Genomic DNA, 13049 nt, shown 5'->3' with positions numbered 1-13049 from the left:
CAGATCGCCCTTTCGGCCGGCAATCTCGCCTTCCGGCAATCGAAGGACGGACCTTCCGCCCACGCCGGGCTCGACGCGCCAAGGAACGACGCGCCCACAAAAAGGGCGACTGCACAGGTATGGAGCCGCATGGTTCTCCCCCGACCGGCGTGTCTCGACGATGAAGTGTACGCCGGATGCGAGCCTCGCGGAATGGCAGATGACGCGGGTGGGGCGCGCTATTTGGGCTCGCCGGTCACGGGATCGTAGGTGATTTGGACCTTGGCCTTGTCAGTCGTGTAATATGTGATCGTATAGCCATCGGTGTCCCAGTCGACCCCCTTCACGTAACGGAAGTCGCTGCGTTGCTCGACCTTGGCAATGATTTCCGAGAGTTTCTTGGCATTCTGAGGCGGCAACGGCTGATCGTTCGCCGCCAAGGCCGGTGCGCCAGCGAGTACGACCGCGAGACCGGTTGCTAAAGCGATAGTGCGCATGAGAGCCCTCAATCTCCTGATGGCCAGATCGTGTTGGCCGGGATGCGGTCAGAAACTCGCACCCGGGCGGGTTGGTTCCGCGACGTCGAAATAAGGTATCGCGAGCCGATCGGCTCGATAGGCCGGCCTTCGGCGCACGCCTGCCGGGGGATTATTGCCTTGCGGCGAAAAAGTTCATGATTCCAATGTGTAACAGCGCGATGCGGACGTCCCTCCGGCTATAACGGATAACTAACGATGAGCAAGGTACAGGCATCGCCGTATTAGCTGTTCGTGGTAGAGCTTTCGGCAGGAGACTGATACACTTCTGGGTGTAACCGGGTGGCAATGGCGCCGGACCTGCCGCGGAATTTTCCGTCGACGGGCGGCGGCGCATTTGTTGAGTGCAGGTCGCCGGTTCGGGACTGAAGGCGGAGCTGGGGGCTCAATCATGGCTGAACGGAACTATACCCGTCAGCTCGCGACAATCATTTCGATCGATGCCGTGGGGTTCTCAAGGCTAATGGGCATCGACGACGAGTTGGCGGTCGCCGCCTTCGAGGATCGGCGCGACATAATCGCTGCGAGTTGCGGTGCGTTTGGCGGGCGCACGTTCGGTGATGCCGGCGACAGCATCATGGCCGAATTCGGCAATCCGATCGAGGCCTTGCGGGCGGCCTTCGACTTCCAGGCACGGATAGCGGCGCTGAATGTCAATGTCGCCGGGGACATGCGCATGCCGTTCCGCGCCGGCATCAACACCGGCGACGTCATTGTCCGCGACGGCCGCCTTTACGGCGACGACGTGAATATCGCCGCCCGGCTTCAGGAATTCGCGCCCCATGACGGCGTCGCCATCTCAGCTACGACCTGGCACCATGTGAAAGACAAGACAGCGGCGGTCTTCACCGACCTCGGCGAGTTCAGCCTGAAGAATATCGCCCTGCCGGTACGTGTCCTGATCGCGGGCCGCGGCGGCAACGGGCCTGCCACGCCGGCCAACTTCGCCTCTGTTTCCGCGGCGCCAGGGCATCACAGACCAATTCCCCAGGGCCCACCGGCAATCGCCGTCCTGCCATTTCAGGGCAATGGCAGCGAGCCTGACGTCGGCTATATGGCGGATGGCATCGCCGAGGATATCATCTACGGCCTGTCCAATACGCGGTGGCTTTCGGTCATCGCGAAGGAATCCAGCTTTCAATTTCGCGACGACACCCTTGGCACCAAGCTCATCGGCAATGCGCTCGGCGCGCGCTACCTCGTCAGCGGCACGCTGGCGCGCCATGACAGGCAGATACGTCTCAATGCGTCGCTCAGCGACACGTCGAACGGGCGCCTCGTCTGGTCGCAACGCTTCGATCGCGATCTCGTGGATATCTTCGGCCTGCGCGATCAGATCGGCAGCGAGATCGTTTCGATTCTCGACAAGGAAGTCGATCGTGCCGAGCAGGCCCGCACCTTTCAAGTGCCCTGGGAAAGCCTCGAGACCTGGCAACTGGTCAGGCGCGGCCGCTGGCATATGAACAGACGCACGCGCCGGGACACCGAGATCGCTTTGGATTTCTTCGACAAGGCTTATCGGGAGGATCCGAATTCCAGCGCCGTGCTCAACGAACTCGCCTGGTGGTACTTCTGGCGGGCCTGGCTGCGTTTTGGGGACAGCGACGACCTCGAGAAAGTAGAGACGCTTGCGCGCAAGGCGCTTCTGATGGACAGCCTCGACGCCCGCCCGCATGCCTATCTCGGGGTGGCCGACATCATGCGCGGCCTTCCTGCCTCGGCGGCCGAGCATCTCACCGAGGCGATCCATATCAACCCGAGCTTCGCCTTCGCCCGTTCGGCCATGGGCAGCGCGAAACTGCTGCTTGGCGACGCGACCGGCGCAATCCCTTTCTTCCTCGATACCGAGAGGCTCAGTCCGTTCGACCTCTATCGGTTCCACAATCTGGGTGAACTGGCGGCGGCCTATTGCCTGGTAGAGGACTGGCCGGCCGCGATCGCCACCGCCGAGCGCTCGCTCAACCTGTCACCAGGGTACTTTTACGCCAGGTTCCTGAAAATCGGCGCCTTGATGAGAAGCGGCAGGCATGACGAGGCAGAGCAGGAGCTCCGTATCTTCAGGACCAGGCATCCCGATTTTTCCGAGCAGCGGATACGCTGGATACCGTTCACGGACCCGGCCAAGAACAACTTCCTGATCGCTAATTTCGATCGGGCCAAGTCCGCCGCATGATTGCCCGTCCGACACCAGATGACTGTGAACGAATTCACATACGCCGGACCGATGCAAACCTAGGCCAGACTGTGCCGGCATCGCATTGACGTGTACAGCCGGGGGGCTTGAACGCGCATGATCACATTGAAGTACTTCGCCGCTGTTCTCGCCGCTCAGAAGAACCAGCGTCCCGTGGCAGAGATGCCGCCCTTCGACATCTACCGGCTGCGTTCCAAGGGCGGCATTGCCTCGCGCATCGCAGGTTATCTTCTAGGCGATCCCCGCTGGCTGCTGGCGTTGCTGCGGCGCTTCAAGCCGAATGTAGGGTTCGGCAATTTCCTGCTTGTCACCAAGGGCGCGGACGTGCGCGACATACTTGAGCGAGGCGACGAGTTCGAGACGCCCTACGGACCGGAAATGGCAGAACTCGCCCGCGGCTCGAATTTCATTCTCGGCATGCAGGATGGCGCCGCGTACCGGCAGATGAAATCGGCGGTGCTGAGCGCGTTCCCGCCGGCGGAGGTCGAAGCCGCCGTCAGGCCTATCGCCGAGCGCCATTCGCGTGACATCATGACCCGCGCCAGCCCAGGCTTCGATGCGGTCGCCGAATTGATGAAGATTGTGCCGGTGCGCATCTGCCGCGATTATTTCGGCCTCGAGATCGACGACGAGACCCAGTTCGCCGACTGGTCGATCGCGCTCAGCGCGCTGTTCTTTTCCGACCCGACGGCAAATCCCGCCACGCGCCAGCTTGCCGTAGTCGGCGGCGATCGCCTGATCAAGGTCATAGACCGCTCAATCGCCGCGGTCAGGGAAAGGGCGGGTAAGGACGACCGACCGCTGGCCCGCCTTGTCGCGCTGATGGACCAGGGACGCCTGTCGCTGCCGGACATTCACTCCATCATGCTGGGCATGATCGCGGGCTTCGTCCCGACCAATGTGCTAGCCGGCAGCAATTGCCTGGACGTGATCCTGTCGCGAACCGACGCGCGGCAGGCCGTGGACGAGGCTGTCGCCGCCGCCGATACCGGGAAGCTCGACCGGGCGATCATGGAAGCCATGCGCTTCAAGCCGATCTGGATCGGGCCCTGGCGCTATACCAGGCGCGACGCGATCATCGGCAAGGGCACCCGCCGCGAGCGCCTGGTCAAGGCCGGGACGGTGGTGATGCCCGCGACGCTTTCTGCAATGTTCGATCCGGAGATCGTGCAGCGGCCAAACGAGTTCGATATGTCGCGCCCGCATCGCGACTACATGGTTTTCGGTTACGGCATCCACCTGTGCATCGGCGCGGAGATAGCTCGTATCCAGATCGGTGAGTGCATCCGCGCTCTGTTCAGCAAACCGAAGCTTACCCGCGCGCGGGGCAAGGCCGGCAGATTGGTCAATGTCGGCGCCTATCCGGCAAGCCTCAAGGTCGATTTCGAGCGCTCGCCGCTTTGCCGCACCGCCGACCAGTCGATGGTGACGGTGGTCTGCCCGATCACCCGGCCGATACCGCTCGACGCCGTGCGGGACAAGGTCGCCGGCCTCGGCAATCCCGCGATCGGCGAGTTGCGCGCCGCGCTCGACAAGGCCGGCACCATTCATTTCACCAGCCTGGCCGTCGCTCCGACTGGCAACGACGAGAAATCCGGGCTCGAGACCGGCGCGCTGGTGTTCGAGATTTCCGGCGACGGCAGCGCCGACGACGTCATAGCCGCCGTCGCGCTATCGATCGGCCATCGGCTGCGGCCGATCTTCAGGGATGTCTGCGGCCTGCATGACGGCGGCTCGCTGGAGGACTTCCTGAAGAGGAACCACATCGAGATATCGCCGTCCTTCGGCAGTGCTGCGGGCCTGGTCTTCGCCGGGACGCCGGGGCATTCCGTGCGCCGCATCCTTGCCGAGGCAAGGCTCGCCGACGCCGTGCGCGAGATCGCCGAAAAACCGCGCGCGGGCAGCGGCAATGCGATGGATGTGCTTGCCGAGGCGCGCCGCCATATACAACGCCTCGGACAATTCGGATGGGCATTCGAGCCCGCCGAAAGCCTGCTGGAAAGGCCGCCTGGCCACTGGTCGCGCGCCCTGACGACGACGCTGTTGACGCCGGCGATGTTCGCCACGGTGGCGGTCGTCGTTCTGGCCTTCTGGCGCATGACCTATGTGCTCGTGTTCGGAAACCCGCACGGCGTTACCTTTACCAACATCGCGATCGCCGGCACCGCACTTCTGCTTTCGGTGATGGGCCTGCTGGCCATTCTTGCGGTGTTCGTGGGCCTTTGCTTCCTGGCGCTGAGGCGGCTGGAGGACATGGACAAGCCCGCAAACACGCCCGTGGACATCGGTGCGCTGGAAAAGATCCTTGCCCACGAGGATCACGCGGCCCAGAACAATCTGACGGCGATCTCGACGATGAAGCCTGGCATCTTGCGGCGGCTGGCGCTGAGGCTTGCCTTCTATCTGATCTCGATATCGGCGCAGAAGGTGTTCAGGCCTGGTTTCCTCGCCACGATCAACACCATTCATTTCGCCCGCTGGGTGCTGTTGCCCGGCACCGACAGGCTGGTGTTCTTCTCCAATTACGGAGGCAGTTGGGAAAGCTACCTCGAGGATTTCATCGCCAAGGCTTCGGCCGGTTTGACCGGTGTGTGGAGCAACACCGACGGTTATCCGCGTACGCGCTGGCTGTTCCTGGATGGCGCGCGCGACGGCGACCGCTTCAAGCGCTGGGCGCGGCGCCAGCAGGTGCCGACGTTGTTCTGGTACACCGCCTATCCAAATCTCAACACCACGCGTATCCGCATCAACTCCAGGATCAGGCGCGGCATCGCCTCGGCTACCGGCAACGAGGCGCGTGACTGGTTGAGCCTGTTCGGCTCCCTGCCGCGTCCGCAGGCGCGGCAGCCGGACACGAGCCTGCCTGAACCTTCGTCTTCGTCGCTCGAACAGCTGGAATCGGGGGAAATCCAGTCCATCTTCTTCGGACCTTTCGGCGCTCTCGGCTATGCGCACATGCTTGCGATCCAGGTGCCGGAAGGTCTGCCGGCGACGAAGCGCAAGGCCTGGCTCGACTGGGTTGTCGACAAGACCAGCTTCGGCGATGGCCTGCCCGCGGGTCGCGCCATGACCGTGGCTTTCGGTCCAAACGGCCTGCGCCGGCTAGGGCTCGAAGGCGGCGTCGACGAGGAGCCGCTGAACACGTTCCCGGTCGCCTTCCGTCAGGGCATGGGCACGTCCGAGCGCAGCCGCATCCTCAACGACACGGGCCCTGACGCTCCGGACAAATGGCAATGGGGGTCGGCCGCCAAGCCCGTCGATGTCGTCGTCGTCTGCTATGCGGAGACGCCGGACTCGCTGAAGGCCGAGATTACGGCCATGAAGCGACAGACGACGGCTGCCGGCATGTCGGTGACCGCCGAACTGCCTCTGAAGGTGCGGCGCGACGGCAATCGGGCGGTCGAGCATTTCGGCTTCGTCGACGGCGTTTCGCAACCGATCGTTCGCGGCACGGCGCGCGCGGCCAAGGGAGCTGCGCCCATGCATCTCATCGCGCCGGGCGAGTTCCTGTTCGGTTATCGTGACGAGCATGGCTTCTATCCCGCGTCGCCCTCGGTCGACGCTGCGCTGGACCGCACCGGAATTCTGTCGCAGGTAAGGCGCAACCGCCAGATACCAGGGCAGCCGCCCCCGCCGCGCGATTTCGGCCGCAACGGCACGTTTCTAGTCATGCGCCAGTTCGAGCAGCATGTGGAACTGTTCGACGATTATTGCAGGCGGGCCGCCGTTCAGGCCGCCGGCGAGACCGGCGATGCGGCCATCACGCCGCGCTGGGTTGCGGCAAAAATGCTGGGCCGCTGGCAGGACGGCAGCTCCCTGGTGCGCAATCCGAACGGGCGGCCGGGACGCGGCGTCGACAATGATTTTGCACTCGGGGCGGAGGATCCTCAGGGGCATGCTTGCCCGCTCGGCTCCCACATACGCCGTTCCAACCCACGCGATTCACTCGGCGAGGACCGCGAGACACAGATCAGGATCGGCAAGCGCCACCGTATCCTGCGCGTCGGTCGCACCTATGAGAAGAAGGACAGGGGCGGAAAGATCGAGAAGGGCCTGCTCTTCATGTGCCTCAACGCCGATATCGAGCGCCAATACGAGTTCATACAGCAGACCTGGGTATCGTCCAGCTCGTTCCAGGGCCTCGTGGGCGAGACGGATCCGACGATCGGCGCAAGGGGCGGCGGTGGCCGGTTCTCCATTCCCTCCTGGGAAAAGGTCACAGTGCTCAAGGATGTGCCGCAATTCGTCACCACGAAAGGCGGCGGCTATTTCTTCATGCCGAGCCGCTCGGCGTTGCGCTTCCTGCTCTCGCGACTCTGAAAGAGGGCGCTGAGCGATTCGTTGCCCGGGCGAACCGACCGAAGCAGACGGCAAAGCGCTCAGTCGTCATCCTGCGAATCGGCGATCTGGTTCAAAGCGGCGGCGTTGGTGATGCGCAGCCCGCCGCGCTTGATGGCGATCATCTGTCGGCTGCGCCAGTCATTGAGGGTCTTATTGACGGATTCGCGCGTCGCGCCGAGGAACTCGCCGAGCTCGGATTGCGAAATCGGAATCCAGCCGGCGGAGTCGGCCATGACGCCGCTCAGGAATACCAGCCGCTTCGCCAGCCGGGCCTCGATGCCGAAAAAGGCCTGGTCGCCCAATTCGCCGCTGACCCAGCGCAGGCGCATGCACAGCAATTCGATCATCGCTCGCGCAAGAGAGGGGTTTTTCTCAATGCGATCAAAGAGTTGTGTCCGGCTCAGCGAAACCAGCTCGCAGGCCGTGAGGCATATGGCGGTTGCCGTGCGCGGGCGTCCGTCCAGCGCTCCGATCTCACCGACCAGGCTCCGGGACAGCTCGATATTAGCCACCAGCTTCTGCCCGCCCGGCGAATAGATCGAGATCTCGACGGTGCCGCTCATCACGCCATAGATGCGATCGGACGCATCCTCCTGGACGAAGAGGTGCTGGCCGGCGGCGTAGCGCTCCAGCTTGCAGCCGCCGAACAACAGGTCGAACTGGCGCGGGTCGATGCGCGCCAGTCGCGGCAGGTTGCTGTCGTCCGCGCTGTTTGTGGCCATGATACGATCCCGCCTCTCGCTAGGCGGAAATTGTAGGATAAGTGCGTGCTCGATCAAAGCGTTGTCTCCTTCCATGGTGGCTCACCGGATTCTGCGGGTGGCTGACGGAAGTTCAATGTCATGCCCGATGCGTCGAAATCGGATAGGCCGACGATCTTTAAGGAGACCCGGCGCTCTGGCGGTTACGGACCGATCCTTCGAGAACGCCGTCCGCGCGCTTGGGTTGGAGGTGCCCAGCGCGCAGACAGCAAACCTGAAAATGGCTAAGTGATCAAAATCCCTGAACCGCGGCCGGTCCGGAACCGGTCCTCGAGACCTTGTGTATCAGTCGGGCTTGCGGCGCCGTTGCCGTATCTGCTCGCAAAGCCTTTGCGACGTATGTGAAGGGGGTCACAGATACGGTCGTGCTATTCGCCGGGCTGCAATTCCAACAGACCACGTCATCGCATCGCAGTATTTCATGACCGGCGCCCTTCTGGTGACCGCAGTGCCGCGCATGAATGCGAGGGGAGGGCCGACGCGAACGCTCTTGATCAAGCCGCTGTTGGTAACTCGCTCAACCCGCCTTGTCGTCCGAGGGCATTGCGGACAGATCCATCCACATCGCGCCCACAGCATGGCCATCGGGGTCGGCAAGATCGCGGGTGTACATGAACCCATGATCTTCGACTGGATTTATGTCGGCCTTGCCGCCGTTCGCGGCGGCAGCGGCGGCCATTGCGTCCACGGCGTCGCGGCTCTCCAGGGAGAGCGCCAGCATCACCTCGCTCGACGTTGATGGCGGGATGGGGCGCGTGGTCATGGTCTGCCATTTTTCCCGGCTGAGCAGCATGAAGCTGATGTCTTCACTCCACACCATCCAGGCTGCTGTATCATCGGGAAACCTGGGATTGTTCCTGAAGCCGAGCGATTCATAGAAAGCCCTGGATGCCTTCACGTCGGTAACTGGCAGGCTCACAAAGATCTTCTTGCTCATTGGTCGTTCCCTCGTTGTCGAGATGCCAGCCCAGGGCACCTGCTTGAAGACGGTTGACCGCCTGCGGAACCGACAAGGCAGCTCCAATTTTTGAATGGCCAATATAGCAATGCCGATGCGGAGCGGGGCTTGCCGAACCGTTTGGCTCGATCTAGAGCCGTCCTGCTTTGGATGGCCCATCACCGGCCCTGCACATCGCCGACGCCATCTGGAGCATCATGCGTTAAGATCATGCGGCCCAGATTCCCGGTTGGGCCGGGGTCGCAAGAGGCGCCGAACCAGTTTTCAGAGATTTGGGTGAAGACCTAATTCATCCAACCCGATCAGTGAGTTGGATGGTGGGCGATGCAGGGATTGAACCTGCGACCCCACCCGTGTGAAGGGTGTGCTCTCCCGCTGAGCTAATCGCCCGCCTGTGGCCCTGAGGCCGAAGCGAGCCGCGATATAAGGTAGGCCGGTGAGTGAAGTCAAGGCGATGTGCTGACGATCTTGGGACACAATTTGTCCGGACCAGAAACCGACGAGCAGCGCTCAGCTTGCGGCCGCCATCAGCCGCTCCGCAAGGTCTGGAGTCAGCGTGTCGAAATGCGAGATCACCAGCGTGGGCTCGAATTCGCGCACGTGGCGGTCAGTGTAGCCGAAATCGACCGCGACAACCGGAATGCCGGCCGCCTTGGCGGTGTCGATGTCGGTCTGCGAATCGCCGACCATCAAGGCCTTCTCAGGATCGCCGCCGGCCAGCCGGATCGTCTCGGTGAGATGGCGCGGGTCTGGCTTGCGGAAAGCGAAAGTGTCCTGGCCACAGATCGCTGCAAAGTAGTTTGCCATGCCGAGCGCACCCATCAGCGCCACGGAATTGGCTTCGTATTTGTTGGTGCAGACCGCCATCAGGTAGCCGGCGGCCTGAAACTGGTCGAGCGCGGCAATGACGCCGGGGTAGGGGCGGGACTTGCCGGGAATGTTCAGCGTATAGTGGTCGAGGAATATCTTCAGGAGCCGGTCGTGCTCCTCCGTCATCAGTGCCTTGTTCTGGGCGGCATGCGCGCGCTCGATCATGACGCGGCCGCCATGGCCGACGAAGCGCCTGAAGCCGGCTTCGTCGACGGCGGCCAGATCGCTTGCCGCCAGGCTGTGATTGAGGCTGGCGAGCAAGTCCGGCGCCGTGTCGACCAGCGTACCGTCGAGGTCGAAGACAATGATCGGGCGGGTCATGGAAGGTCCTGCGGCAATTGCGTTGCCGCAGCCGATACAGGCTGACCGGAGTTGAAGCAAGGAGCCTCGATCGGTCCACAGAGCCTTTGACTGGGTAGCCTTTGACGGGGCGGACAAAAATGCTAGGAGGCGCGCGAAACCGGCGAAATCGGGGCTCCCCATGGATGCAAGGCAGTTGAAGGTCGAGGCCGCGCGGGCAGCGCTCGCGCATGTCGGCGACGGCATGCGGCTCGGCATCGGCACCGGCACCACGGCGGAACAGTTCGTGCGGCTGCTGGCCGAGAAGGTCGCGACCGGCCTCATGATTGTCGGTGTGCCGACCTCCGAGCGCACCGCGGCGCTCTGTCGCGAGCTGGGCGTTACGCTGTCGACATTGGACGAGACACCCGAGCTCGATCTCACCGTCGACGGCGCCGACGAGGTCGATCCGGGCCTGACCCTCATCAAGGGAGGCGGCGGCGCATTGTTGCGCGAAAAGATCGTAGCGGCGGCATCCAGGCGCATGATCGTCATTGCCGACAAATCCAAGATGGTGAAGACCCTTGGCCGGTTCCCGCTCCCGATCGAGGTCAACAAATTCGGCCTGCGCGCCACCGAGATCGCGATCAGCGCCGCCGCGGCAAAGCTCGGCCTTTCCGCCCCGCTTACATTGAGGATGACGGGAGGCCAGCCATTTGTTACAGACGGCGGCCACTTTATCCTCGATGCATCTTTTGGCCGCATTCCGGATACAAGAGCGCTTTCGAATGCTCTCTTCGCCATTCCAGGCGTTGTCGAGCACGGTCTATTCATCGGGCTGGCGTCAACGGCCATCATCGCCGGCGGCGACGGTATCGAAACCGTCCATGCAGCCTGAAACCAGGGAGTTCTACCGACTATGATGTTGCCTAAACGAGTTCGCCGTCTTTCGACGCTTCTGGCGGCCTCGGCCGTTCTTGCGCTTTCCTCGCCGGTGTTTGCGCAGGATGTCAGCGAATCCCACCTTAAGGCCGCGCGGGCGGCGGTAGCCGCGATTCATGCCACGGACTCGTTCGACAACATCCTGCCGCAGGCGGCCGGAGCGCTCGAGGCGCAGCTCATCCAGAAGAACCCGGACATGCAAGAGCTGATCGGCAAGACCGTAGCCGAGAAGGCACTAGCCCTTGCCTCGCGCCGCGCCGATCTCGAAAAGGAAGCCGCGCTGGCCTATGCCAAGGTGTTTTCCGAAAAAGATCTCAACGATATCGCCGCCTTCTACAGTTCTGATGCCGGCAAGAAGCTTCTCGACAGCGGTCCGGCGGTAACGCGAGACCTCGTGAAGGCTGCCGACATCTGGCAGAATGGCGTAGCCCGCGATCTCGCCCAGCAGGTCGGTGAGACGCTTGCCGCCGCCGCCAAGGCCACTGCTCCGGCGGCACCGGCTGCGGACGCCACCGCACCCGCCGACAATTCAGCACCCGCTGACAATTCGGCGCCCGCTGACGGATCGGCTCCAGCTGACAACACGCAGAACTGATCGCGTCCAACGGCCGTCAGCCGCTGGACCACAAAGCCCGGCCTTGCCCGGGCTTTTCTTTTGCCTCTCTGCAGCCTACCTGTGACCCGTCCTTCTCCCGCGCAGGAGCCCATCACCATGGCCGGTTATGACTATGATCTGTTTGTCATCGGCGGCGGCTCGGGCGGGGTGAGGGCGGCCCGGGTGGCGGCGGCCCTCGGCAAGCGAGTCGCCGTCGCCGAGGAATACCGCTTCGGGGGCACCTGCGTCATCCGCGGCTGCGTGCCGAAGAAGCTCTATGTCTATGCCTCGCAGTTTCCCGAACATTTCGCCGACGCAGCCGGCTATGGCTGGACCGTGTCCGAGGCGAGCTTCGACTGGCCCACGCTGGTTGCCAACAAGGACAAGGAGATCGCCAGGCTGGAGGCGATCTACAAGAGAAATGTCGAAGGCGCGGGCGGCGAGACTTTTCACTCGCGCGCCGTGCTGGTGGATCGGCATTCGGTTTATCTGGTCGCTGAGGACCGCACTGTCAGCGCCGACCAGATACTGATCGCCACCGGCGGGCGTCCGGCGGCGCATCCGGCGCTCTCCGGCCATGAGCATTGCATCTTCTCCAACGAGGCCTTCGATCTGAAAGAACTGCCAAAGGCGATCATGATTGAGGGGGGCGGCTACATTGCCGTCGAATTTGCCAATATTTTCCATGGCCTGGGCGTGGATACCACGCTGGTCTACCGCGGTCAGGAGATACTCAGCCGATTCGATATGGATCTGCGCCGCTCGTTGCATGAAACGATGGAGAAAAAGGGCATCAGGATCCTTTGCCCCGCTGTTTCAGAATGGGTGCGAAAGACGCCGGACGGAAGGCTGGATGTGCTGCTGTCTTCAGGCCAGACGCTGACGGTCGACCAGGTGATGCTTGCGATCGGCCGCATTCCCAACACCGAGAATATGGGGCTCGAGGGTGTGGGCGTGGAACTCGGCAAGACAGGCGCCATTATGGTCGACCAATACTCGCGCACCAACATCGACAATATCTGGGCGATCGGCGACGTCACCCATCGTGTCCAGCTGACGCCGGTCGCGATCCACGAGGCGATGTGCTTCATCGAGACCGCTTTCAAGAACAATCCGACCGCGCCGGACCACGATACCATCCCGACGGCGGTGTTCTCCCAGCCTGAGATCGGCACCGTCGGTCTGTCGGAGGACGACGCGATAAAGCGTTATCCCGACGTCGAGATCTACCGGGCATCGTTCCGACCGATGCGGCACACGCTGTCCGGCCGCGACGAGAAGATGCTGATGAAGCTGGTAGTGGACGGCTCGACACGAAAGGTGCTCGGCGCCCATATCCTCGGGCCGGACGCTGGCGAGATGGCGCAGCTTCTCGGTATCCCGCTGAAGGCGGGGCTCACCAAGGACGATTTCGACCGCACCATGGCCGTGCATCCGACCGCGGCCGAGGAACTGGTGACGATGTATAAACCGACCTATCGGGTAAAGAACGGCGAACGCTTCTGAGTCTGGTGTCGGCACCGCCGCCGGCAAATCCGGCGGCGGTGCCCTAGAGCGTTTCACCGTTTCATTGAAACGGCGAACCGCTCTATCT

9 protein-coding genes and 1 tRNA gene are annotated in these 13049 nt (G+C 62.9%); 5 read left to right on the top strand and 5 right to left on the bottom strand.

From position 1 onward, the window contains the following. Positions 1 to 218: 218 nt before the first annotated feature. On the bottom strand, positions 219 to 476 hold the full coding sequence (locus ACR64R_RS08705; protein WP_487361241.1) for a PepSY domain-containing protein: 258 nt from the start codon (positions 474 to 476) through the stop codon (positions 219 to 221). A gap of 430 nt (positions 477 to 906) precedes the next feature. On the opposite strand from ACR64R_RS08705, the gene ACR64R_RS08700 reads away from it, so the two are divergent. Together ACR64R_RS08700 and ACR64R_RS08695 are read left to right on the top strand one after the other, a co-directional pair. Then, on the top strand, positions 907 to 2688 hold the full coding sequence (locus ACR64R_RS08700; RefSeq protein ID WP_487361240.1) for an adenylate/guanylate cyclase domain-containing protein: 1782 nt from the start codon (positions 907 to 909) through the stop codon (positions 2686 to 2688). Between the two features lie 117 nt (positions 2689 to 2805). Beyond that, the gene (locus ACR64R_RS08695; RefSeq protein ID WP_487361239.1) at positions 2806 to 7029 is read left to right on the top strand and encodes a cytochrome P450; all 4224 of its coding nucleotides are present in this window, start codon (positions 2806 to 2808) and stop codon (positions 7027 to 7029) included. A 59-nt stretch (positions 7030 to 7088) separates the two neighbouring features. Here the strand turns inward: ACR64R_RS08695 and ACR64R_RS08690 are convergent, their stop codons facing one another. From ACR64R_RS08690 to ACR64R_RS08675, 4 genes are all read right to left on the bottom strand, one after another. After that, positions 7089 to 7772: a Crp/Fnr family transcriptional regulator gene (locus ACR64R_RS08690; RefSeq protein ID WP_487362401.1), complete on the bottom strand. Its 684-nt coding sequence runs from the start codon at positions 7770 to 7772 to the stop codon at positions 7089 to 7091. A gap of 556 nt (positions 7773 to 8328) precedes the next feature. Then, the gene (locus ACR64R_RS08685) at positions 8329 to 8748 is read right to left on the bottom strand and encodes a VOC family protein (RefSeq protein ID WP_487361238.1); all 420 of its coding nucleotides are present in this window, start codon (positions 8746 to 8748) and stop codon (positions 8329 to 8331) included. A 336-nt stretch (positions 8749 to 9084) separates the two neighbouring features. Next, a tRNA-Val gene (locus ACR64R_RS08680) sits at positions 9085 to 9159 on the bottom strand. A gap of 120 nt (positions 9160 to 9279) precedes the next feature. Beyond that, complete coding sequence (locus ACR64R_RS08675; RefSeq protein ID WP_487361237.1) at positions 9280 to 9960, bottom strand: phosphoglycolate phosphatase; 681 nt, start codon at positions 9958 to 9960, stop codon at positions 9280 to 9282. Positions 9961 to 10120: 160 nt separating this feature from the next. Between ACR64R_RS08675 and rpiA the strand changes: the two genes are divergently transcribed. The 3 genes from rpiA to gor all read left to right on the top strand — a co-directional run bounded on the left by rpiA (position 10121) and on the right by gor (position 12961). Then, on the top strand, positions 10121 to 10816 hold the full coding sequence (gene rpiA, locus ACR64R_RS08670; protein WP_487361236.1) for a ribose-5-phosphate isomerase RpiA: 696 nt from the start codon (positions 10121 to 10123) through the stop codon (positions 10814 to 10816). A gap of 21 nt (positions 10817 to 10837) precedes the next feature. Continuing rightward, positions 10838 to 11455 carry a DUF2059 domain-containing protein gene (locus ACR64R_RS08665; protein ID WP_487361235.1) on the top strand — a complete coding sequence of 206 codons (618 nt, stop codon included), beginning with the start codon at positions 10838 to 10840 and terminating at the stop codon, positions 11453 to 11455. Positions 11456 to 11572: 117 nt separating this feature from the next. Continuing rightward, positions 11573 to 12961: a glutathione-disulfide reductase gene (gene gor / locus ACR64R_RS08660; protein WP_487361234.1), complete on the top strand. Its 1389-nt coding sequence runs from the start codon at positions 11573 to 11575 to the stop codon at positions 12959 to 12961. Positions 12962 to 13049 lie beyond the last annotated feature (88 nt).

Source organism: Mesorhizobium sp. MC2-1-1, assembly GCF_057597255.1.
This window is presented reverse-complemented; position numbering and strand designations above follow the sequence as displayed.